General features: G+C 70.2%; 17 protein-coding genes. 13 read left to right on the forward strand and 4 right to left on the reverse strand.

Annotated features, from left to right (window positions below):
* From AX018_RS02975 to AX018_RS02995, 5 genes are read left to right on the forward strand one after another with little or no spacing between them, the layout of a single operon-like run.
* Nucleotides 1-411, forward strand: a complete 411-nt coding sequence (locus AX018_RS02975; protein ID WP_092952619.1) for a response regulator — start codon at nucleotides 1-3, stop codon at nucleotides 409-411.
* The gene (locus tag AX018_RS02980; protein ID WP_011794058.1) at nucleotides 411-776 is read left to right on the forward strand and encodes a response regulator; all 366 of its coding nucleotides are present in this window, start codon (nucleotides 411-413) and stop codon (nucleotides 774-776) included. Before AX018_RS02975 ends, AX018_RS02980 begins: the two co-directional genes overlap by 1 nt.
* A gap of 16 nt (nucleotides 777-792) precedes the next feature.
* Nucleotides 793-1,320: a chemotaxis protein CheW gene (locus tag AX018_RS02985; protein WP_111875826.1), complete on the forward strand. Its 528-nt coding sequence runs from the start codon at nucleotides 793-795 to the stop codon at nucleotides 1,318-1,320.
* Between the two features lie 27 nt (nucleotides 1,321-1,347).
* On the forward strand, nucleotides 1,348-3,606 hold the full coding sequence (locus AX018_RS02990; RefSeq protein ID WP_111875827.1) for a methyl-accepting chemotaxis protein: 2,259 nt from the start codon (nucleotides 1,348-1,350) through the stop codon (nucleotides 3,604-3,606).
* 49 nt (nucleotides 3,607-3,655) lie between these two features.
* Nucleotides 3,656-10,102 (forward strand): FimL-related protein, encoded by a 6,447-nt coding sequence (locus AX018_RS02995; RefSeq protein WP_111875828.1) that lies wholly within the window; start codon nucleotides 3,656-3,658, stop codon nucleotides 10,100-10,102.
* An 80-nt stretch (nucleotides 10,103-10,182) separates the two neighbouring features.
* On the opposite strand, the gene AX018_RS03000 is transcribed toward AX018_RS02995, so the two are convergent.
* On the reverse strand, nucleotides 10,183-11,664 hold the full coding sequence (locus AX018_RS03000; RefSeq protein ID WP_111875874.1) for a cryptochrome/photolyase family protein: 1,482 nt from the start codon (nucleotides 11,662-11,664) through the stop codon (nucleotides 10,183-10,185).
* A gap of 21 nt (nucleotides 11,665-11,685) precedes the next feature.
* On the opposite strand from AX018_RS03000, the gene AX018_RS03005 reads away from it, so the two are divergent.
* The 6 genes from AX018_RS03005 to AX018_RS03030 all read left to right on the forward strand — a co-directional run bounded on the left by AX018_RS03005 (nucleotide 11,686) and on the right by AX018_RS03030 (nucleotide 16,317).
* Nucleotides 11,686-12,297: a YqgE/AlgH family protein gene (locus tag AX018_RS03005; protein ID WP_111875829.1), complete on the forward strand. Its 612-nt coding sequence runs from the start codon at nucleotides 11,686-11,688 to the stop codon at nucleotides 12,295-12,297.
* Nucleotides 12,294-12,713 (forward strand): Holliday junction resolvase RuvX, encoded by a 420-nt coding sequence (gene ruvX / locus AX018_RS03010; protein ID WP_111875830.1) that lies wholly within the window; start codon nucleotides 12,294-12,296, stop codon nucleotides 12,711-12,713. Before AX018_RS03005 ends, ruvX begins: the two co-directional genes overlap by 4 nt.
* Nucleotides 12,710-13,234 carry a bifunctional pyr operon transcriptional regulator/uracil phosphoribosyltransferase PyrR gene (pyrR, locus tag AX018_RS03015; protein WP_111875831.1) on the forward strand — a complete coding sequence of 175 codons (525 nt, stop codon included), beginning with the start codon at nucleotides 12,710-12,712 and terminating at the stop codon, nucleotides 13,232-13,234. Before ruvX ends, pyrR begins: the two co-directional genes overlap by 4 nt.
* Before the next feature lie 3 nt (nucleotides 13,235-13,237).
* Entirely contained in the window at nucleotides 13,238-14,200 is a 963-nt protein-coding gene (locus AX018_RS03020; RefSeq protein WP_111875832.1) for an aspartate carbamoyltransferase catalytic subunit, read from the forward strand.
* A 70-nt stretch (nucleotides 14,201-14,270) separates the two neighbouring features.
* Nucleotides 14,271-15,566, forward strand: a complete 1,296-nt coding sequence (locus tag AX018_RS03025; RefSeq protein WP_111875833.1) for a dihydroorotase — start codon at nucleotides 14,271-14,273, stop codon at nucleotides 15,564-15,566.
* Nucleotides 15,567-15,576: 10 nt separating this feature from the next.
* A complete protein-coding gene (locus AX018_RS03030; RefSeq protein ID WP_111875834.1) occupies nucleotides 15,577-16,317 on the forward strand; it encodes a lysophospholipid acyltransferase family protein in 741 nt (246 codons plus the stop codon).
* A 61-nt stretch (nucleotides 16,318-16,378) separates the two neighbouring features.
* Here AX018_RS03030 and AX018_RS03035 read toward each other — a convergent pair whose 3' ends face one another.
* Nucleotides 16,379-17,443 carry an ABC transporter ATP-binding protein gene (locus tag AX018_RS03035; RefSeq protein WP_111875835.1) on the reverse strand — a complete coding sequence of 355 codons (1,065 nt, stop codon included), beginning with the start codon at nucleotides 17,441-17,443 and terminating at the stop codon, nucleotides 16,379-16,381.
* Between the two features lie 116 nt (nucleotides 17,444-17,559).
* On the opposite strand from AX018_RS03035, the gene AX018_RS03040 reads away from it, so the two are divergent.
* Nucleotides 17,560-19,194, forward strand: a complete 1,635-nt coding sequence (locus AX018_RS03040) for an ABC transporter permease (RefSeq protein ID WP_111875836.1) — start codon at nucleotides 17,560-17,562, stop codon at nucleotides 19,192-19,194.
* 47 nt (nucleotides 19,195-19,241) lie between these two features.
* Complete coding sequence (arsC, locus tag AX018_RS03045) at nucleotides 19,242-19,619, forward strand: arsenate reductase (glutaredoxin) (protein ID WP_111875837.1); 378 nt, start codon at nucleotides 19,242-19,244, stop codon at nucleotides 19,617-19,619.
* A 27-nt stretch (nucleotides 19,620-19,646) separates the two neighbouring features.
* Here the strand turns inward: arsC and AX018_RS03050 are convergent, their stop codons facing one another.
* Nucleotides 19,647-21,008, reverse strand: a complete 1,362-nt coding sequence (locus AX018_RS03050; RefSeq protein WP_111875838.1) for a GspE/PulE family protein — start codon at nucleotides 21,006-21,008, stop codon at nucleotides 19,647-19,649.
* A gap of 13 nt (nucleotides 21,009-21,021) precedes the next feature.
* Nucleotides 21,022-23,415, reverse strand: coding sequence for a type II secretion system secretin GspD (gene gspD, locus AX018_RS03055; RefSeq protein ID WP_111875839.1), 2,394 nt, complete (start codon nucleotides 23,413-23,415; stop codon nucleotides 21,022-21,024).
* Between the last annotated feature and the right edge of the window lies 1 nt (nucleotide 23,416).

The raw sequence follows: 23,416 nt of genomic DNA on the forward strand, positions 1-23,416 counted from the left end.
GTGACGAAATTGACCAACACAAATGGCGCTACCTTCAAGGTGCTTGTCGTGGATGACAGCAACACCATCCGACGCAGCGCCGAGATCTTCCTCAAGCAGGGGGGGCACGAGGTCCTGCTTGCCGATGATGGTTTCGATGCGCTGGCCAAGGTGAACGATTATCAGCCCCAACTGATTTTCTGCGACATCCTGATGCCGAAACTCGACGGGTATCAGACATGCGCCATCATCAAACGCAATGCGCGTTTTGCCGATACGCCCGTTGTCATGCTTTCGTCAAAAGACGGTGTGTTCGACAAGGCACGGGGGCGCATGGTGGGGTGCCAGGAATATCTCACCAAACCATTTACCAAAGACCAGCTGCTGAAAGCAGTTCAGCAGTTCGGTAATGCCCAACAAGGAGCGATGTAATGCCTATCCAGAAAGTTCTGGTCGTTGACGACTCGAAGACCGAGTTGATGTTCTTGACCGACTTGCTGCAAAAAAAGGGTATGCAGGTTCGTACCGCGGAAAATGCCGACGAGGCTTTCCGGCGCCTGGCCGAGGAAAAGCCCGACCTCATCCTGATGGACGTGGTCATGCCGGGCCAGAACGGCTTCCAGCTCACGCGCGCCATCAGCCGCGACCCCCAGTACGCCGACGTGCCCATCATCATGTGCACCAGCAAGAACCAGGAAACCGATCGGGTGTGGGGGATGCGCCAGGGTGCGCGCGGCTACATCACCAAGCCGGTGGATCCTGCCGAGTTGCAGGCCAAGATCGATGCCCTGAACTGATTCGTCCGTCCGTCCCATGGCCAATCGTGAAGCGCTCCGAGAGCTCCAGACCCGGCTGGCCGCCCGCCTGCAGGCCGCGCGGGTCGAGGGTTCGTCCGTGTCATCCTGGCTGGCCGTCGAGTCGGCCGGCCGCCGTTTCCTGTTGCCGCTCGGGCAGTCAGGGGAAATCTTTCCCTGGACGGGGGTCCAGCCCGTGCCATATACCCAGGGCTGGTTCCTGGGGGTCGCCAATCTGCGGGGTTCGCTGATCGGCGTCGTGGATCTGGCCGGCCTGCTGGGGCATTCCGTTGCCCGCACGGAGCAGGCGCTTTCCGAGGCCAGCCTGCTCGCACTCAATGGCGCTCTCGAAGTGAACGCGGCGCTGCTGGTCGATCGTCTCTCGGGACTGCGCGGCACCGATGCCTTCGTGGACTCGGATCCTCCCGCCGATGGCGCTCCGCCGTATTTCGGCACCACGTACCGGGATGCCGATGGTGCTCCCTGGCAGGAGCTCAACCTGCAGGCCCTGTCCCAACACCCCGCATTCCTCAGCATCAGCGCTTGAGCTTTTCTTCTTGAAGGCCGAACCATCATGTCCGTCGTGAACCCGTTTGCAAAACTCTTCAACCGCAAGCCCGCGGGGGACGCCGCTGCCGCGCTTCCGGAGGGCGACGCCGGTCAGGACTCTCTCTCCGCCGCGTCGTACCAGTCGGACGGCATGCACAGCGTGCAGGGCGATCCGTCGGTGGTCTCCCAGTTTCCTGAAGGCGAGCTGGCCGATGAGGACCTGGTTGCCCTGCCCCTGCTGGGACGTGCGACGCCTGCGCAGCACCAGCGCAGGCTGCTGTTGCTGCTGGCTATCGGCGTGGTGGTGCTGGCGCTGATCGCCGGCTGGGTGTTGCAGCAGGCCGACCGGTCCGCCCAGCAACTGGCCTCCACCGGTCAGGCGCTGATGCAGTCGCAGCGCCTGGCCAAATCGGTGTCCCAGGCCCTGGTGGGCAGTCCGCAGGCGTTCCCCGACGTGGTGGACAGCTCGGGCGTGCTGGCCCGCAACGTCCGGGCCATGGGCAGTGGTGACAATGAACTGCGCGTCCAGGCGCTCGGCGAGCCTTTCAAGCCCGAGCTGGATGCCATCATGCCGCTCATGGAGCGCGCCGAGCGCAATGCCGGTGTCGTGATGGGGCAGCAGAAGATCCTGACGCAGGTCGGCGACGCCCTGCGCACCATCAACCGCCAGTCGTCCGATCTGCTGGAAATCGCCGAGACGATCTCCTCGCTCAAGCTGCAGCAGAACGCACCGTCGTCCGAAATCTCCGCCGCCGGCCAACTCGTGATGCTGACGCAGCGTATCGGCAAGTCGGCCAACGAATTCCAGACGACCGAAGGCGTGAGCCCCGAGGCCGTGTTCCTGCTGGGCAAGGACTTGAACTCGTTCCGCGAAATCGCCCAGGGCATGCTCGACGGCAGCGCCGATCTGCGCTTGGCCCCCACGCGCGATGCGCAGACCCGCGAGCAGCTCGAGAACCTCATCAAGGTCTACGACCAGACCCGCACGCAGGCCGGCGCCATCCTGGGCAACCTGCAAGGTCTCGTGTCCGCCCGCGAGGCGCAGTCTGCGATCATCGCCGACAGCGAACCGCTGCGCCGCCAGCTCGAAGCGCTGCAGACCAAGCTGTCGGAGCAGACCGGCCTGGGTGCCGGCCAGCTGGCCGCGCTCGTGGCTGCGGGTCTGTTCGTGCTGCTGTGCGGTGTCGGCATCTCCCGCGTGCAGCTGATGGACAGCCGGGCCCGGCAGGCGTCTGCCGAAATGCAGCAGCGCGATGCCCGCCGCCAGGAGCAGGAGGCCAAGCGCGTCAACGACGCCAACCAGGCCGCCATTCTGCGTCTCATGAACGAACTGCAGTCGGTCGCCGAAGGTGATCTGACGCAGGAAGCCACCGTGACCGAAGACATCACGGGTGCCATCGCCGACTCGGTGAACTACACGGTGGAAGAGCTGCGCCAGCTCGTGGGCAGTGTGCAGAACACGGCGACCCGCGTGGCCCAGACGACGGCGCAGGTGGACAGCACGTCCACCGAGCTGCTGGCCGCCTCCACCGAGCAGCTGCGTGAAATTCGCGAAACGGGCCGTTCGGTGCTCGACATGGCGACGCGAATCAACGAGGTGTCCGCCCAGGCGCAGGAATCCGCTTCGGTGGCCCGCCAGTCGTTGCAGGCCGCCGACTCGGGCCTGCAGGCCGTGCAGAACGCCATCGGGGGCATGAACTCCATCCGCGACCAGATCCAGGACACCTCCAAGCGGATCAAGCGCCTGGGCGAGTCGTCGCAGGAGATCGGTGAAATCACGGAACTGATTTCCGACATTACCGAACAGACGAACGTGCTGGCCCTGAACGCCGCGATCCAGGCCGCATCGGCCGGCGAGGCGGGGCGCGGGTTCTCGGTGGTGGCGGAAGAAGTGCAGCGCCTCGCCGAACGCTCAGCGGACGCCACGCGCCAGATCTCGGCGCTCGTGAAGGCCATTCAGACCGACACCCAGGATGCCGTGGCCGCCATGGAGCGCTCCACGCAGGGCGTGGTCGAGGGGGCCCGCCTCTCCGACTCCGCAGGTACGGCACTGACCGAGATCGATCGCGTGTCCCGGCGTCTCGCCGAGCTGATCGAGCAGATCTCGTCCTCGGCATCGCGCGAAGCCGAACTGGCCAACGAAGTGGCCGACAACATCCAGCACATCTTCGCGGTGACCGAGCAGACCGGTGAAGGCACGCGTACCACGGCCCAGCAGGTGCGTGAGCTGTCGCACATGGCCGAAGAACTCCGCCAATCGGTTGCGCGTTTCAAGATCGCCTGACACGCTCGCTTGCATCAACGAAACGGCTCGCGGAGCCGGGGACGAATTCATGTCACCTATTGACGCCGCAAACGCACCGGCAGCCGACTGGAGCCAGGGGGAGCAAGACCTGGGCCCCCTGGCCTGGGTGCTCGATGAGTTGCGCAAGTCGCTCGATGGCGCCGTCAAGGCCATGCGCCGTTTCGTGCGCGATGCCGAAGTCGCACGCGAATCCGACCTCGCATCGCTGGATGCCGGGGCGTTGCGCATTGCCCGGCAGCAGTTGCACCAGGCCAGCGGTGCCCTCGAAATGGTGGGGATGGGCCCGCCTGCGCTGGTGCTGCGGTCCATGGAGGCGGCGGTCCAGAAGTTCGTCCAGCGGCCGGAGCTGTGCAGCGACGATGCCGCCGCGGTGATCGAGCGTGCCAGCTTCGCGCTGGTGGAGTATCTGGAAAGCGTTCTGGCGGGCAAGTCCGTATCGCCGGTGGCCCTGTTCCCGCAGTACCGCGATGCGCAGGCGCTCACGGGAGCCGAGCGCGTGCATCCCGCAGACCTGTGGCCCGTGGAGCGGCGTTTCCGGGAGCCGGACATCGTCGTCGATGTCGAGCCGCTGGCCTATGGCGCCGAGGCGCGCAGCCGGCTGGACGCGGCCGTGCTGCGGATCGTGAAGACGGGCGATGCCGCCGCCGCGCGCGACATGCAGGACATCTGCCTGGGCTTCGCGGCTGCGCAGACCGACCGGCAGGCCCGTGCATTCTGGAAGATCTGTTCCGGCTTTTTCGAAGCGTTGGCGCAGCAGCGCCTCGTGCCCGACGTGTACGTTAAGCGGGTCGCCTCGCGTGTGCTGATGCAGTATGCGACGCTGGCCAAGGGCGATCCCACGATCGTCGATCGGCTCGTGCAGGATCTGCTCTTCTTCTGCTCGCAGGTCCGTGCGCCTTCAGGGGCGGACGCCGGAGAGCGTTCGGCGCTGCAAGCCGTTCGGCAGGCCTTCGGCCTGGAGCGCTTCAAGCCGATCGACTACGCCACCCCGCGTTTCGGCCTCTACGATCCGGCTTTGCTCGCGCAGGCCCGCAAGCGCATTGCCGCCGCCACGGAAACCTGGTCGGCGCTGGCCGGCGGGGACCGCAACAAGCTCAAGCCCGCGGCAGACCAGTTCAGCCTGGTCTGCGATTCCCTGACCAAGCTGCATCCCGGCAGCGAAGCCCTGGCGCAGGCGTTGACCCGGGCCGTGGACGCCACCACCCGCGCCGGCGAGCCGCCATCGCCCGCGCTGGCGATGGAGGTCGCCACCGCCGTCCTGTACCTGCAGGCATCCTTCGAGGAGCTGGAGTCCGCCCAGGATCACATGGCAGAGCGCGCCGCCCGGCTTGCCGCGCGGCTCGACCGCGTGGCGGCTGGCGGGGATTCGGCCCCGCTGGAGCCCTGGATGGAGGAGCTCTACCGCCGGGTGAGCGACCACCAGACCATGGGCAGCGTGGTGGACGAGTTGAGGTCCACGCTCGGCGAAGCCGAGAAGGCGATGGACCAGTATTTCCGCAACCCCGGCGATCTCTCGGCGCTGTCGAGCGTTCCGAGCCGGCTGGCGCAGATGCGCGGCGTGCTGTCGGTGCTGGGGCTGGACCAGGCGTCGCTGGCAGTCGTCCGCATGCGCGATACCGTCGAGCGGCTGCTGCTCAACGAAGTGCCGGAAGCTGAACGCCAGGCGGTGTTCGAGAAGCTCGGCGGCAATCTCGGGGCGCTGGGCTTCCTGATCGACATGCTCAGCTACCAGCGCACGATGGCGCGCAAGCTGTTCGTGTACGACGAGGCGCTGGGCGAGTTGCGCATCCTGATGGGCCGCACCCGCACCCGGGCCAGCGATCTGCCCGAAGAGCAGGAGAACCATATCGAGGCGCGCGGCGCGCAGCCCGTGCCGGCAGCGGAGCCGCAGCCGGTGGCCGTGCCCGCACCTTTGAGCATCGCCCCCGCACCGGCGCCAGCCGCCGTTCCGGTGCCGTCGCCTGCGGCCCTGCCGCCGAAGGCCCCGCCTGTCGCCGTGGCCGAGGAGGATGGCGAGGACGAAGGCGAACTGCTCGATATTTTCCTGGAAGAGGCCCGCGAGGTCGTCGGCAATGGCTTGGCGGCCGTCGAGGCGCTGGATACCAATCCCGGTGACCTCAGCGAACAAACCACGCTGCGGCGGGCGTTCCATACGCTCAAGGGCAGTTCGCGGATGGTGGGGCTCGATGCCTTCGGAGAAGCCGCCTGGGCGCTGGAGCAGGTGCTCAATGCCTGGCTGGCCGAGCAAAAGCCCATGCAGCCGCCGATGGTGCGGCTTTCCGGCGAGGCGCTGCGCGCATTCGGCCAGTGGGCGGACGACATCGCGGCAGGCCGGGCCGAGGGCTGGAGCCCCCATCCTTTCGCGGAATCCGCGCAAGCGATGCGCGAGCGGGGCGAGTATGTGCCCCTGGCAGGACTGGCTTCGGTGGACGATGCGTCGAACCTGCCCACCCCGTTGCCGCAGGACGCGCCGGCCGCGGAGGTGTTGCCCGAATCCGCACCGGCGGCTACCGCGGAAGAACCGTCGGGCAGTGCCGTCGCCGACCTCTCGGAGACCCCCGAGGTTGCCCTGCCGCTGGGTTTGGAGTCCACGCCTGCGTCTGCGTCTATGTCTGCGTTGGCGGGCGTGGAAAGCACCGAGGCCGCCGCCGTCGCGGACGAGCCTTTCGCGCTGGACCTGGATCTCGGATCCGATGCCGAGCCTGTGCGCGAGGCCGGACCGGATTTTGCCGACACGCAGCCTCCGGAATTCGATGCGTTGCTGGATCTCTCCGACGTCGCGCCCGCCGAGGTGCCGGCCGTGGAGATGGTCGAAGACATCGATTTTTCCGCGTTCTCCGCGAGCCCGTCCGATACCGGTGCCAGTCAGCCTGCGGATGCGCTGCAGGCCCAGGCGCCGACAGAGCCGGTATCGTTCCCGGATCTGGTGCTCGATGTGCCCCTGGACGCCGAGGCCGCTGCGCCGTCAGCGGCACTGCCCGTTCCCCTGGAGAGCGCGGCGCTGGGCGGTGATGCTCTGGCACCCCTGCCGGAATTGTCCGATGCCGAATGGGCGGATCTGGCGTTGCCGGTGCAGGAAGCGGGTGAGGGGCCGGAGGTCGCCGTGCCGCTGGAGCCGACGGCCGTGCCTGCGGCCGAAGACGTGGCCGCCATGTCCGAGCGGTCCCCTCTGGACGCGGAGGCCGATGCGGCCGCTGCGCACGGTTCTTCGCTGGGAGCCGACACGCCTGAGGCGCTCGATGCCAGCGTGGGTGCATTGTCCGGTGTGGAGGAAGACACCGTGCCGCCGGGCGCCGAGGTCGCAGCCCTGATCGAGGTACCCGAGGAGCAGGCCCCCGCCGTGCCCGCGGCGGAAGAGGCGCATGATGAGGCCGTCAAGGTCATCGAGACGCTGCGCATCGGTATCCCGCTCTACAACGTCTACCTGAACGAGGCCGACGAGTGGTCGCGCCGGCTGGTCACCTGCCTGCAGGAATGGGCGCTGGAGCTTCCCGACCCCCTTCCCGACACGGCCGTGGCCCTGGCGCATTCGCTGGCCGGCAGCTCCGCCACGGTGGGGTTCCACGCGCTGTCCGAGATGGCCCGCGCGCTTGAGCACGCGCTGCAGCACGTGCAACTGCAGGCGCATGGCACGCCAGAGCAGGCCCGGGTATTCATGGCGGCGGCGGAAGACATCCGGCGCCTGCTGCACCAGTTCGCCGCGGGCTTCCTGAAGGAGCCGAACCCGCAGGTGTTGATGGAGCTGCGGCAGATTCTTGAAGCCGAGGTGATCCCCTCGGGTCTGGATGGGCTGGGCGATCTGGCCGAAGAGGCCATCACCGATGTGGACGACCGCGGGTCTGCCAGCTTCGCCGTGGAGGGAGCGGACCTGCACGATGCCGTGCCGGAGGCCGTCTCCGAGGCGGATTCCTCGCCGGTCCTGCCCGTGCCGGCCGCAGAAGAGGTGGCCGCGCCGCGGGGGCACGTGGTGCCCGCGCTGTCGGTGCCGGTTCCCGTGTTCGAGGAGCCGGTGGACAACGTCGTCGTCCATGCGGCGCCGACGGGCACGGATATCGATGACGACATCGATGCCCTCGATGTCATCGATCCGGATCTGTTCCCGATCTTCGAGGAAGAGGCCATCGAGCTGCTGCCGGTTCTGGGCGCTGCGCTGCGCCAGTGGGCCGCGCGGCCCGAAAACCTCGGGGCCCGCAACGAGGCCTTGCGCGCCCTGCATACGCTCAAGGGCAGTTCGCGCCTTGCGGGTGCGATGCGCCTGGGCGAAATGGCGCACCGTCTGGAATCGGCGGTGGAGCAGGTGGATACGGAGGCCCCGCAGGCGGACCTGATCGAGCTCCTGCTCGCGGGTTTCGACGGGCTGCAGGCCAGCTTCGATGCCTTGCGCAACATCGGCTCCCAGGGGCTGGCCGAGCCGGTGGCTGTGTCCACGCTGTCCGATGCCGCGCCGCTGCCAGTCGCCGCCGCCGCTGGAGTGGCGGCCGGCGAGGGCAATGCGGCGGTTCCGCCGCGCCCCGTGGCGCGCCTGCCCGCGGCGTCGCAGATGACGGCCGTGCGGCCGGTCGCGAGCCAGTCGGTGCGCGTGCGCGCGCAATTGCTCGACCGCCTCGTCAACCAGGCGGGCGAGGTGATGATCGCCCGCTCGCGCCTGGATGCGCGCATGGTCCAGATGAAGGGGTCGCTGGCCGATCTCACGGGCAACCTGGAACGCCTGCGCCAGCAGCTTCGCGACATCGAGGTGCAGGCCGAGACGCAGATGCAGTCGCGGCTCGCGCTGTCGAAGGATTCGGCGGTCGGCTTCGACCCGCTGGAGTTCGACCGTTTCACCCGCGTGCAGGAGCTCACCCGCATGATGGCCGAGTCGGTGAACGACGTGGCCACCGTGCAGCGCAACCTGCAGCGCACGATGGAAGGCGCTGAGGACGACCTGATCGCCCAGGGGCGGCAGGCGCGCGAATTGCAGCGCGATCTGCTGCGCACCCGCATGGTGGAGTTCGAAGGCATCTCCGAGCGTCTCTATGCGGTGGTGCGCCAGGCATCCAAGGAGACGGGCAAGCAGATCAAGCTCGATCTCTCGGGCGGCTCGATCGAGATGGACCGGGGCGTGCTCGACCGCATGACTCCGGCCTTCGAGCACTTGCTGCGCAACTGCGTGGCCCACGGCATCGAGGCGCCCGAGGTCCGCACGGCGGCTGGCAAGCCGGCGACGGGCATGATCACCGTGGCGCTCAAGCACGACGGCAACGACGTGTCCGTCGAGTTCCGCGACGATGGCGCGGGGCTGGACCTGGACCGCATCCGGGCCAAGGCCGTGGCCCAGGGATTGGTCGCGGAAGGCGCCACCGTCGGTCCCGCCGAGGCCGCGAACCTGATTTTCATGCCCGGCTTCTCCACGGCGACCGAGGTCACGGGGCTGTCTGGGCGCGGCATCGGCATGGACGTGGTGCGGTCGGAGGTGAACGCCCTGGGCGGTCGCATCGAGACCACGACCACCACGGGCCAGGGGACGTCGTTCCGCATGGTGCTGCCGCTCACGACCGCGGTGACGCAGGTGGTGATGCTGCGCGCGGGCCAGCTCACGCTGGGCGTGCCGGCCAACCTCGTCGAGATCGTCCGCCGCACGGGCTCCGGCGAAATGGACGAAGCCTACCGGCTGGGCGCGTTCGAGGACGGCGTGGAGACGCTGCCCTTCTTCTGGGCGGGCATGCTGCTGCAGTCGTCCACCCGCAGCCAGGAGACCGCGGGGCGCACCCGGCCGGTGGTGATCCTGCGCAGCGCCTCGCAGCGCATCGCGATGCACGTGGACGAAGTGCTGGGCAACCAGGAAGTGGTGGTGAAGAACCTGGGGCCGCAGCTTTCGCGCCTGCCGGGTCTGGCCGGCATGTCGGTGCTGGCCTCCGGGGCCGTGGTGCTCATCTACAACCCGGTGGCGCTGGCGACCGTGTACGGCGATCAGGTGCGCGCGCAGGTGGCTGCACTGTCCGCCGCAGTCACCGAAGCCGATGGCGCTTCGCCCGCGCCGGCTGCGGATGCGGCGGCGGGCGGTGATGCCGCTGTGCCCTTCGGGCAGACCAACCAGGTTCCGCTGGTGCTGGTGGTGGACGATTCCATTACCGTGCGCCGGGTGACGCAGCGTTTGCTCAAGCGCGAGGGCTACCGCGTGACGCTCGCGGCCGACGGCCTGCAGGCGCTCGAACGCCTGCAGGACGAGCGGCCCGCCGTGGTGCTGTCGGACATCGAGATGCCGCGCATGGATGGCTTCGATCTGGCGCGCAACATCCGCGCCGATGCACAGCTGCGCGACCTGCCGATCATCATGATCACTTCGCGCATCGCGCAGAAGCACCGCGAGCACGCGGCCGAACTCGGCGTCAACCACTATCTGGGCAAGCCGTATTCCGACGAGGAGTTGCTGAGCCTGGTGCAGCACTACGCCCGTGCGGCGGCTTCGCAGGCGGAAACCGCGGCAGCGGGTTGACGGGTTGGCCGCGGGGAGGCCCCAGGCATGGAGCAACGGCCCTTCGGGGCCGTTGCCGCTTTCATGCCGGCCCTGGCCGGTCAGTCCGGCGTAGCTGCGGACTTCACCACGGCGTACCGGGCCAGCGTGCGTGCGCGCGCCTCGTCATGGTCCACGAGGGGCCACGGGTAGTTTCCGCCCAGGGCCACGCCTGCGGCCTGCAGCTCCAGGGGGCTGGCTTTCCAGGGCGCGTGCAGCAGGGTGTCGGGCAGCGCGGCGAGCTGTGGGAGGTAGCGCCGGATGAAGCGCCCCTCGGGGTCGAACTTCCGGCTCTGGCTCACCGGGTTGAAGATGCGGAAGTAGGGCTGCGCGTCGCAGCCGCTCGAACTCGCCCATTGCCAGCCGCCGTTGTTGGCCGCGAAGTCGAAGTCGTTGAGCCGCTCGGCAAAGTAGCGCTCGCCCCAGCGCCAGTCCACCCCCAGGTCTTTCACGAGGAAACTGGCCACCACCATGCGCAGGCGGTTGTGCATGTACCCCGTCCGGTTGATCTGGGCCATGGCGGCATCCACCAGCGGGTAGCCCGTGCGGCCCTCGCACCATGCGGCGAAGAGCGCCTGGGCCGGGTCCCCGGCTTCCCATGCGATGGCGTCGTAGGCGGGCTTGAAGCTCGCGCCCGAGGCCACCTGCGGATGGTGCGCGAGGATCTGGAAATAGAAGTCCCGCCAGATCAACTCGCTCAGCCAGGTGGCGGCGCCGGCGCTGCCCTCGCGCATGCGGGCGTGGGCGGTGCGCGCGGCGAGCCGGGGCGAGAGCGTGCCGAAGCGCAGGTGCACGCTGAGGTAGCTGGGGCCCTTGGCGGCCGGGAAATCGCGCGCATCGGCATAGCGGTCGATGCGCGCGAGGAAGTCGTCGAAGAGGGTGCGCGCGCCGCCCATCCCGGCGGGCAGCGGCAGGTGGTCGAGCCCGGAGGGCTCGAACCCGAGGTCGGCCAGCGCCGGCACATCGCTGCGTGCCCAGTCCGGGCGCGGGGCGAGGTGCCGGGCATGGCGCTCGACGGGGTAGGCGCTCAGGTAGAACGCGTCGATCTTGCGCAGCCAGGCGTTCTTGTAGGGCGTGAAGACCGTGTAGGGCGTGCCGCCCTGGGTGAGGATCTCGGCGCGCTCGAAGACCGTGTGGTCCTTGAAGGTCAGGAGCCGCATGCCGGCGGCGTCCAGCGCGCGGCGCACGCGCGCATCGCGTTCGAGCGCCAGGGGTTCGTCGTCGTGGTTGGCGAAGACGGCCTCCACCCGGAGGCGCCGGGCCAGGGCGGGAATGTCGTCGGAGGCCACCGCGTGGCGCACGATCAGGCCGCCGTGGGCGTGGCCCGAGAGCTGGCGCAAAGAGGCATCCAGCTCCACCAGCGAGGCGCGGATGAACTCCACGCGACGGTCGGCGCGGGGCAGGGGCGCGAGAATGGCCTGGTCGAAGACGAAGACGCAGTGCACCTGGCGGCACTGGCGCAGCGCGTGGTAGAGCGCCGCGTGGTCGTCGCTGCGCAGGTCGCGGCGGAACCAGACCAGGCCGGCGGAAAAGGAGGGCTCCATGATCATCGCTAAAATTGGTGGATGCCTGCCGATTCTGCGCCCATGAACCTGACGCACCACTTCCTGATTGCCATGCCGGGTCTGGAAGACGAGTCATTTGCCCGCAGCGTCGTGTACCTGTGCGAACACAGCGAGCGCGGCGCGCTCGGGCTCATCATCAACAAGCCTTCCGACCTGAGCCTGCGCAACCTCTTCGACAAGGTGGACCTCTCGCTGCGCCGGGAAGACCTGTCGCAGGAGCCCGTGTTCCGTGGCGGGCCGGTGCAGACCGAGCGCGGCTTCGTGCTGCACGAGCCCATGAGCACGCCCGTCAGCAGCGAGGAAGGCGAGACCGACGAATCCGCCTACGCCTCCACCATGTCCATCCCCGGCGGCCTGGAGATGACCACGTCCAAGGACGTGCTGGAGGCGCTGTCCACCGGCGCCGGGCCGCGCCGCGTGCTCGTGACCCTGGGCTACGCGTCCTGGGGCGAGGGGCAGCTCGAATCGGAGCTGGCCGAGAACAGCTGGCTCACCGTGGGGGCCGACCTGTCCGTGATCTTCGATACGCCCGTGGGCCAGCGCTACGACCGCGCGCTCGGGTTGCTGGGCCTGCAGAGCTGGATGCTTTCGCCCGAGGCGGGGCACGCATGAGCGTGCCGGCATCCCCCGCCATCCCCGAGCACCTCCATTCCTTTCTCGCTTTCGATTTCGGCGCCAAGCGCACCGGGGTCGCCGTGGGCTCGCGGCTGCTGCGCACGGCCACGCCGCAGGCCACCATCCGCGCCGAGGGTGCCGATGCCCGCTTCGCCGCCGTGGCCGAGCGCCTGCGCGAGTGGCAGCCCGATGCGCTGGTGGTGGGTGTGCCCTTCCACCCCGATGGCGCGCCGCACGAGAACACGGCGCGCGCGCAGAAATTCGCGCGCCAGCTGCGCGGCCGTTTCGGGCTGCCGGTGTTCGAGGTGGACGAGCGCTACAGCACCACCGAGGCGCATGCGGGCGGCGCGCGCGATGCCGACGCGGCGTCGGCCTGCATCATCCTGGAGCAGTTTTTGAGGCAACTTCCATGAGTCCTACTTCTTCTTCCGCCCCCGCCGGGGCCCTGACCCTCGATGCCGAGGCGCTCTACCGCGAGCTGCTGGCCGGCGTGCGCGCGTTGCGCACGCCGCAGACGCAGCTTGCCGGCATCGCCTCCGGCGGCGCCTGGCTGGCCGAGCGCCTGCAGCGGGACCTGGACCTGCCGGGCGATGCCGGCGTGCTCTCGTCCGCGCTGCACCGCGACGACTTCTCCCAACGGGGGCTGTCCGCGAGCGCGCAGACGCGCCTGTCCTTCGAGGTGGCCGGCGCCGACATCCTGCTGCTCGACGACGTGCTCTACACGGGCCGCACGATCCGCGCCGTGCTCAACGAGCTGTTCGACTACGGCCGCCCCGCGCGCGTGCGCCTGGCCGTGCTCGTGGACCGGGGCGGCCGCGAGCTGCCGGTGCAGGCCGATTTCGCCGCGGCGCGTGTCGCGCTGCCGGCCCGCCAGTCCCTGGCGCTCGCCCGCGCGGACGACGGCGCCTTCCATTTCCACGTCCAGGAGGCCTGAGCCGTGCTGTCCAAGCGCAATCCCCAGCTCAACCGCAACGGCGAGTTGATCCACCTGCTCTCCATCGAGGGCCTGCCCCGGGCCATCGTCACGCACATCCTCGACACGGCGGCGAACTTCGTCTCGGTCCATGAGCGCGAGGTCAAGAAGGTGCCGCTCCTGCGCGGCAAGAGCGTGTTCAACCTGTTCTTCGAAAACAGCACGCGCACGCGCACCACCTTCGAGATCGCGGCCAAGCGCCTGTCGGCCGACGTGATCAACCTCGACATCGCGCGCAGCTCGGCCAGCAAGGGCGAGTCGCTGCTCGACACCATCGCCAACCTCTCGGCCATGGCGGCCGACCTGTTCGTGGTGCGGCACAGCGAATCGGGCGCGCCCTACCTCATCGCGCAGCACGTGGCGCCCCACGTGCACGTGATCAACGCGGGCGACGGCCGGCATGCGCACCCCACGCAGGGGCTGCTCGACATGTACACGATCCGCCACTACAAGAAGGACTTCAGCAACCTCACGGTGGCCATCGTGGGCGACGTGCTGCACTCGCGCGTGGCGCGCTCGGACATCCACGGCCTCACCACGCTCGGCTGCCCCGAGGTGCGCGTGGTCGGCCCGCGCACGCTGGTGCCCGGCGACCTGTCGCAGATGGGCGTGCGCGTGTGCCACACGCTGGAGGAGGGCATCAAGGACGCCGACGTGGTCATCATGCTGCGCCTGCAGAACGAGCGCATGAGCGGCGCGCTGCTGCCCTCCAGCCAGGAATACTTCAAGAGCTTCGGCCTCACGCCCGAGAAGCTGCGGCTGGCCAAGCCCGACGCCATCGTGATGCACCCCGGCCCGATCAACCGCGGCGTGGAGATCGACTCCGCCGTGGTGGACGGCCAGCAGAGCGTGATCCTGCCCCAGGTCACCTTCGGCATCGCCGTGCGCATGGCGGTGATGTCCATCGTGGCGGGCAACGAGGCCTGATGGTTGCTATGTTTTTAATAGCTGCTTGCGTAGAAAATTCGGCGACAAGCAGTGCTTTTGGCATGAAATCATGAAGATACTGATCCAGAACGGCCGTGTGCTCGATCCGGCCAGCGGGCTCGACCAGGCGGGCGATGTGGCCGTGGCGGCCGGGCGCGTGATCGCGATCGGGCAGGCGCCGCAGGACTTCAAGGCCGCGCGCACGATCGACGCCACGGGCTGCCTCGTGCTGCCGGGCCTCGTGGACCTCGCCGCGCGCCTGCGCGAGCCGGGGCACGAGCACGAGGGCATGCTCGAATCCGAGATGGCGGCGGCCGTGGCCGGCGGGGTCACCAGCCTCGTGTGCCCGCCCGACACCGATCCGGTGCTCGACGAGCCTGGCCTCGTGGAGATGCTCAAGTTCCGCGCCGAGAAGCTGCACCAGGCGCGCCTCTTCCCGTTGGGCGCGCTTACGCGCGGCCTGGCCGGCGAGGTGCTGACCGAGATGGCCGAGCTGACCGAGTCGGGCTGCGTGGGCTTCGGGCAGGCCGACGTGGCGCTGGCCAGCACGCAGGTGTTGCAGCGCGCGCTGCAGTACGCGGCCACCTTCGGCTACACCGTGTGGCTGCGCCCGCAGGAGCTGCACCTGGGCCGCGGAGTGGCGGCCAGCGGGCCGCTCGCCACGCGGCTGGGCCTCTCGGGCGTTCCCGTGGCGGCCGAGACCATCGCGCTGCACACCATCTTCGAGCTGCTCAAGACCACCGGCGCGCACGTGCACCTGTGCCGCCTCTCCAGCGCGGCGGGCGTGCAGCTCGTGCGGCAGGCCAAGGCCGACGGCCTCCAGGTGACCTGCGACGTGAGCATCAACTCGCTGCTGTTCACCGACACCGACATCGGCTTCTTCGACAGCCGCGCGCGCCTCTCGCCGCCGCTGCGCCAGCAGCGCGACCGCGATGCGCTGCTGGCCGCGCTGGCCGACGGCACCATCGACGCGCTGGTGTCCGACCACACCCCGGTCGATGAAGACGCCAAGACGCTGCCCTTCGCCGAGGCCGAGCCCGGCGCGACGGGGCTGGAGCTGCTGCCAAGCATCGCCCTCAAGTGGTCGCGCGACCACGGCGTGCCGCTGGCCCGGGCGTTCGCGGCGGTCACCGCCGAGCCGGCCCGCGTGCTGGGCGCCGCGCTCGGCACGTTCGCGGCCAGCGCCGGCCGCCTCGTGGAGGGCGGCGTGGCCGACCTCTGCGTGTTCGATCCCGAAGCCGCCTGGACCGTGTCCCCCGGGGCGCTGCGCAGCCAGGGCAAGCACACGCCGTTCGCGGGGTACGAACTGCCGGGCCGGGTGCGCTGGACCCTGGTGGGCGGCTTCGTGGCGTTCGAGCGCGGCTGACGCGGCGCGCATGCCGAGTTCCGTGCGCGCCGTGGCGCGCCTGCTGCGGCTCATCGTTCACATCCTGGGGGGGCTGGGCACGGTGCTGCTGCGCTTTCCCCGGCTCTCGCCCGACCAGCGGCACGCGCGCGTGCAGGCCTGGGCGCGCGAGCTGCTGGCGCATGCCGGCATCGCGCTGGAGGTGCGGGGCACGCCGCCCGTGGACGGCCCGGTGCTGCTGGTGGCGAACCACCTTTCCTGGCTCGACATCCCGGTGATGCATGCGGCGCGGCATTGCCGCTTCATCTCCAAGTCGGACGTGGAGCGCTGGCCGGTGATCGGCCGGCTGGCCACGGCGGCGGGCACCCTCTATATCGAGCGCAACACGCGCCGCGACGCGATGCGCATCGTGCGCCTCATGCAGGAGGCACTGGCGCGGCGCGAGGTGCTGGGCGTCTTCCCCGAGGGCACCACGGGCGATGGCAGCGCGCTGCTGCCCTTCCACGCCAACCTGCTGCAGGCGGCCGTGCTGGCCGACGCGCCGGTGCAGCCCGTGGGCCTGGGCTTCATCGACCGCGCCACGGGCCGACCCAGCGATGCCGTCCTCTACGTGGGCGACGACACGCTGGTGGGCTCGCTCTGGCGCGTGCTGCGCGCCGATGCGATCACGGCCTTCGTGCACTACGGCCCGCCCGAGCGGGCCGCGGGGCGCGACCGGCGGGTGTGGGCGGAGGACCTGCGGCGCGTGGTGGACGGCCTGCGGCAGCCCTGAACGATCCGATCGCCCGGGGGCGCGGCCGGCACCGGCCCATTACTCAAGCGTTACCCGAGCATCATCCGCGCGGAAACGTCACCACATGGTCCACCTGCGGCCGGATGCCGATCCACTCGCCCACGGCGTGGTCGTGGTGGCTCGGCACGTGGGCCATCACCGTGAGCCCGTCGGCCAGCTGCAGCGTATAGAGGAACTCCGATCCCCGGAACGCCTTGCGCACGATGCGCGCCTGCACGGGGGCGGCGTCGTCGTGTACCACGTCGTCGGCGCGCAGCAGCACGTCGCATTCGCCGCCTGCGTAGCTGGAGGGCAGGGGGCATTCCGCCAGATCCGCCAGATCGCCCAGCGGCGTGCGCGCCACCACGGTGTCGCCACGCTGCTCCAGCGTAGCGGGCGCGAAGACGCCGTGGCCGATGAAGTCGGCCACGAAGCGCGTGGCGGGGCGGTGGTAGAGCGCGTAGGCATCGTCCCACTGGTGGAGCGCGCCGCTTTCCATCACGCCGATGCGGTCGCCGATGGCGAAGGCTTCGAGCTGGTCGTGGGTGACGAAGAGCGCCGTGGCGCCCGCGGCCTTGAGGATGCCGCGCACCTCGTGCGCGAGGCGCTCGCGCAGGTCCACGTCGAGGTTGGAGAAAGGCTCGTCCAGCAGCATGAGCTGCGGCCGGGGCGCCAGGGCGCGGGCCAGCGCCACGCGCTGCTGCTGGCCGCCCGAGAGCTCGTGCGGATAGCGCGCCGCGCTGCCTTCCAGGCCCACGAGGCGCAGCACCTCGTCCACGCGCGCGGCCTGCTCGGCCCGGGGCAGCCGGTGGATGCCGAAGGCCACGTTGCGGCCCACGGAGAGATGGGGGAAGAGGGCATAGTCCTGGAACACCATGCCGATGCGCCGCTGCTCCGGCGGCAGGCTGCGCCCCGCGCTGCCCACGCTGGCGCCGGCCAGACGGATCTCGCCGGCCGTCACGGGCTCCAGGCCCGCCACCGCGCGCAGCAGCGTGGTCTTGCCGCAGCCCGAGGGGCCGATCAGCACGCCGATCTCGCCGGCCGCCAGGCCCATGGTGACACCGCGCACGGCCGCCTGCGCGCGGCCCGGGTAGCGCACTTCCAGTTGGGTGACTTCGAGGAACATGGCGCCGATTCTAGAAGGGGGCAATGCGTAGAATTCGCATTTGCATCCGGGGCGGCTCCGCCGCGCCCTGCCGCGCCGCCGCCATCCGTCCATCCCTCTCCACCGTTCCCTCCGTTTTGCGCCGCCTCCTGCCCGCCCTGCGTTCCCTTCCCCTGCTGCTGCTGGCCGCGCTGCTGACCCTGCCGGTGCTGGCCGTGCTGGCGTCCTGGCTCCCCTGGGGCCATGGCGGCGCCGAGGCCCTGGCCATCCTGCGCGAGATGGCGGCGACCGTGCTGCCCGGGTATTTCGCCACCACCGTGTGGCTGGGGCTGGCCGTGGGCCTGGGCGCGGGCATCGTCGGCTCGGCCACGGCCGCGGCGGTGACGCTGTTCGATTTCCGGGGCCGGCGCACGCTGGAGTGGCTGCTGCTGCTGCCGCTGGCCATGCCGGCCTACGTCACGGCCTATGCGTACACCGACTTCCTGCAGTTCAGCGGGCCGCTGCAGGTCTGGCTGCGCGCCACCTATGGCCTGGAGGGCCGGCTGCTGCCCGAGGTGCGCAGCCTGGGCGGGGCGGTGTGGGTGTTCATCTTCGCGCTCTATCCCTACGTGTACCTGCTGGCGCGCACGGCGCTGGGCGAGCGGGCGGCGCATCTCATGGAGGCGGCCCGCCTGCTGGGCGCGCCGCTCGCGCGGCGCGTGGGCTCGGTGGCGCTGCCGCTGGCGCGCCCGGCGGTGGCGGCGGGCGTGGCGCTGGTGCTGATGGAGACGCTGGCGGACTTCGGCGTGTCGAGCTATTTCGGCATCCAGACCTTCACCACGGGCATCTACAAGGCCTGGCTGTCGATGGACAACCGCCTCGCGGCCGCGCAGCTCGCCACCATCCTGCTGGTCTTCGTGGTGCTGCTGCTGCAACTGGAGCTGCGCGCGCAGCGGCGCATGCGCTTCGCCGCGGGCGGCGTGGGCCGCGCCGGCTCGGCCGAGGCGCAGCCGCAACGGCTCACGGGCTGGGGCTGCGCCGCGGCGTGGGCGGTGTGCGGGCTGCCCGTGCTGATGGGGTTCTTCGCGCCGGTGGCCTTCATGCTGCGGCCCCTGGCGGCGGACTGGTCGGTGCTGCCCTGGGACCGTTTCCTGGAATGGGCGGGCCACAGCGTGCGGCTGGGCGCCATCACCGCCGCGCTGGCCGTGGGCGTGGCGCTGGCGCTGGCGTTCGCGGCGCGCCGGCAGGCCGGGCGCCTCACGCAGGCCGTGGTGCAGCTCGCCAGCGTGGGCTATGCCGTGCCCGGCGCGGTGATCGTCGTGGGCCTGCTGCTGCCCGTGGGCTGGCTGCAGGCCGTGGCGCCGGACTGGGGCGTGCCCGCGATCGTCACGGCCACGGCGGTGGGCATCGTGTGGGCCTACCTCGTGCGCTTCTGTGCCGTGGCGCTGCAGTCGGTGCAGAGCGGCTATGCGCGCATCCCGGCGAGCCTGGACGATTCCGCGCGCATGCTCGACGCCGGCGGCGCGGGCCTGCTGGCGCGGGTGCACTGGCCGCTGCTGCGGCGCTCCACGGCGGCGGCGGCGCTGCTGGTGTTCGTGGACGTGATGAAGGAGCTGCCGGCCACGATGGTGCTGCGGCCCTTCAACAGCGACACCCTGGCCGTGGTGGCCTACCAGCTCGCGCGCGACGAGCGGCTGGGCGAGGCGGCGCTGCCCTCGCTCGCGCTGGTGGCGGTGGGGCTGGTGCCGGTGATCCTGCTGAGCCGCACGCTGCGGGCCTCCAGCGCCCGCTAGTTTTGCGGGTACGCCAAAGTGCATGGCCCGCTCCTACACTCGCGGGCATGAACGCCTCCACGCATCGCCCCGACATCACGATCTACCACAACGCCCGCTGCAGCAATTCGCGCGGCGCGCTGGCGCTTTTGCGCGAGCGCGGCATCGAGCCACGCATCGTGGATTACCTCGCCGAACCGCTGGACGAGGCCGCGCTGCGGGCGTTGTTCGTCGCCGTGGGCGGGCCGGTGCGCGCGCTGCTGCGTGCCAAGGAGGCGGCCTACCAGGCGCTCGGCCTGGCCGACGAGCGCATCGGCGATGCGGCGCTGGTCGCCGCCGTGGCCCGGCACCCCGAACTGATGAACCGGCCCATCGTGGTCACCCCGCTGGGCGCGCGCCTGTGCCGGCCGCCGGAGACGGTGCTGGAACTGCTGCCGGCCGGCTGATGGGCGGGCGCGCCGTCACTCGCGCGTTCACTCGCGCGTGACGCGCAGCACTTCCTCGGGGCTGGTGATGCCCGCGCGCACGAGGCGCTCGCCGTCCTCGCGCATGAGCGTCATGCCGCCCGCGATGGCCGTGGCGCGCAGGTCCGCCTCGGCGGCCTGCCCGTGGATCTGGGCGCGCAGCGTGTCGTCCACCACCAGCAGCTCGAACACGCCCGTGCGGCCCCGGTAGCCGCTCGGCTCGGTGGGGTCGAGCTTGCGCACGAGGCGCTGCGCGAGCACGCCCAGCAGCGAACTGGAAAGCAGGAAGGGCTCCACCCCCATGTCGGTCAGGCGCGTGACGGCGCTGGCCGCGTCGTTGGTGTGCAGCGTGGCCAGCACCAGGTGGCCCGTGAGCGAGGCCTGGATGGCGATCTGCGCGGTCTCGAAGTCGCGGATCTCGCCGATCATGATCACGTCCGGGTCCTGGCGCAGGATGGCGCGCAGGGCCTTGGCGAAGGTGAGGTCGATCTTGCTGTTGACCTGCGTCTGGCCCACGCCCGGCAGCTCGTATTCGATGGGGTCTTCCACCGTCATGATGTTGCCGCTCGTCGCGTCCAGGCGGCCAAGCGCCGCGTAGAGCGTCGTCGTCTTGCCCGAGCCCGTGGGGCCGGTGACGAGAACGATGCCGTGCGGCTGGTGGATGAGGTGGTTGAAGCGCCGCAGCGTCTCGCCCTGCATGCCCACGGCCTCCAGGCTCAGCTTGCTCTCGCTCTTGTCCAGCAGGCGCAGCACGGCGCGCTCGCCATGGGCGCTCGGCAGGGTGGAGACGCGCACGTCGATGGCGCGCGTGCCCAGGCGCAGGCTGATGCGGCCGTCCTGCGGCAGGCGTTTCTCGGAGATGTCGAGGTCGGCCATGATCTTCAGGCGCGAGATCAGCGCCGCGTGCAGCGCGCGGTTGGGCTGCACCACCTCGCGCAGCGTGCCGTCCACGCGGAAGCGCACGCTCGAATGGCGCTCGTAGGGCTCGATGTGGATGTCGCTCGCGCCGTCGCGCGCGGCCTGCGTGAGCAGCGCGTTGAGCATGCGGATGATGGGCGCGTCGCCGGCCGACTCCAGCAGGTCCTCCACGGCCGGCAGCTCCTGCATCATGCGCGAGAGGTCGGCGTCGGATTCGACCTCGCTCACCACGGTGGCCGCGCTCGATTCCCCCTGCGAGTAGGCCGCGCTGATGCGCTGCGCGAGGGCATGGGGCTCCAGCGGCATGAGCTGCTGCACGGCATGCTTGCGCATGATCTCGGAGAGCGCGCTGGCGTCCGGCGCGGGGCCGTGCCAGAGCACGCAGGTGTGGCCGTCGTCCTCCAGCAGCAGCTGGGCGCTGCGCGCGAAGGCGTAGGGGAGCGGGTGTCGCATGGCGGTGGCGGGACTATTGCGGGCTCAGCTTTTCCGCGGGGGCCGTGGTGTCCGTCGGCGCGGGGGCGGAGCGCTCGGGCATCAGCGGCGCCAGCGGTGCGGGCGGCGCGGGCGGCGCGGCGCGGGCGGGCGCCTGCGGATTGGGCGCGGGCGCGGCCAGCGGCGGCAGCACGGGGGTTTCCGACACCGCGCGCATCACCGTGCTGGGCGCGGGCTGGATGTTCTGCTGCAGCGCGCGGATGGCCTCGTAGCGGTCCACCATGAGCGCGTCGCTGGTGGCCGTGTCGCGGATCACCACGGGCCGCAGGAAGACCATGAGGTTGGTCTTGCGGCGCGAGCGGTTCTCGTTGCGGAAGAGCGCTCCCACCAGCGGCAGGTCGCCCATCACGGGCACCTTGTCCTGGCCGAGCGAGTAGCGGTCCTCCAGCAGGCCGCCGAGCACGATCACGTTGCCGTCGTTCACGAGCACCGTGGATTCGATGGAGCGCACGCTGGTGGTCGGGCCGTTGGTCGCGGACAGGGTGGATGCGTCCACCTGCGACACCTCCTGGTAGAGCGTGAGCTTCACGGTGCCGTTCTCGTTGATCTGCGGGCGCACGCGCAGCATCAGGCCCACGTCCTTGCGCTCCACCGTCGTGAACGGGTTCACCGTGCTGCTGCCCGTGCTGTTGGCGTAGGAGCCGGTGACGAACGGCACGTTGTTGCCGATGATGATGCGGGCCTCCTCGTTGTCCAGCGTCATCAGGTTCGGGGTGGAGAGCACGTTGGCGTCGCCCGTGTTCTCCAGGAAGTTGGCGAGCGCGCCCAGGTAGTAGTTGCCGTTGATGCGCGGCGCGATGGCGACGTTGAGGCCGCGGCTGGGCGTCGCGCTGGAGCTGGAGAGGGCCGTGCTCAGGCCCGACGTGCCGCTCGCGGCGGCCAGGGCCAGGTTGAGGATGTTCGCGCCGCCGCCCGCGGTGGAGTTGGTGCCGACGACGCCGACGGTGCCGCTGCCGTAGTTGCCCATCACCCCCTGCCACTGGATGCCGAAGTCGGCCACCTTGCTGGCGGCCACCTCGACGATCAGGCTCTCGACCAGCACCTGGGCGCGGCGCCCGTCGAGCTGCTCGATCACGGCCCGCAACTGGCGGTACTGCGGCTCGGGCGCGGAGATGATGAGCGAGTTGGTCGAGGGGTCGGCCTGGATCTGCCCGCCCGTGGAGGGCTGGTTGCTGTTGGCCGAGTTCAGGCTGCCCGAGCTGCTGCCCAGGCCGCCGCTGGTGCCGCTGCCCAGGCCGCCGCCGGTCATCGAGCCGCTCGTGCTGCTGGTCTGCGTGAGGCCCGAGCTGGAGAGCCCGGTGGAGCCCAGGCCCCCGGTGCTGGTGGCGCCCGCGCCCGAAGGGGCGCTGGAGCCCGAGGCGCCGCTGCCCATGGCGGCCGACAGGGCGGCGCGCAGGGTGGTCGCGAGCTTGGTGGCGTCGGCGTTCTTCAGGTACACCACGTGGATGTTGCCCGTGGCGGCGCCGCTGCCGGGCACCGGCGCCTGGTCGAGCTTCTGCACCAGCGTGCGCACCAGCGACAGGCGCGCCGGGTTGGCTGCGCGCACGATCAGCGAGTTGCTGCGCGGCTCGGGCAGCAGCGTGGTGCGGTAGCCGGTGTCGCTCTGGCCCGGCGTGGCGCCGGCCGTGCCCGTGGGGGTCGTGCCCGTGGCGCTGCCGGTGCCGTCGATGAGGCGCGAGACGAGCGGCGCGAGTTCGCTCGCCACGGCGTTGCGCAGCGGGATCACCTCCACGTCGCTCGCGTTGGAGACGTCCATGGCCGCCACGATGCGCGCGATGCGCTGCAGGTTGTCGGCGTAGTCGGTGACGACCAGCGAGTTGTTGCCCGGGTTCACGTTGATCGTGTTGTTCGGGCTGATGAGCGGGCGCAGCACCGGCACGAGGTTGGCCGCGTTCTCGAAATTGAGCTTGAAGATCTGCGTCACGATCTGCCCGCCGCCCGGCGCGCTGCCCGAGCCGCCCTGCGTGACGCTCACCGAGCCGGCCTGCAGCTTGGCGTCGGCCTCAGGCACCACCTTGTAGAGGCCCGCGGACTCCACCACGGTGAAGCCCTGCAGCCGCAGCGCCGCGAGGAACTGCTGGAAGGCCGCCGCCGGCGGCACCGGCCGCTCGGTGACCAGCGTGAGCTGGCCCTTCACGCGGGGGTCCACCACCACGTTGCGGCCAGTGATCGTGGCCATGGTGCGGGCCACCGCCTCGATCTCGGCGCCGGCGAAATTCAGCGTGACGGGTTCGCCCGGGCGCACGCTGGCCGTGCCGGCGCCCGCAGCCGGTTGGGCCTGCAGCGGGCCGCATGTCGTGGCGATCATTGCTCCGAATGCTATGGAATTAAGAGCAAACCGCAGGCGCTGCGAAGTCATGGATGTCATA

This window comes from Paracidovorax anthurii (assembly GCF_003269065.1).
Lineage (GTDB): Bacteria > Pseudomonadota > Gammaproteobacteria > Burkholderiales > Burkholderiaceae_C > Paracidovorax > Paracidovorax anthurii.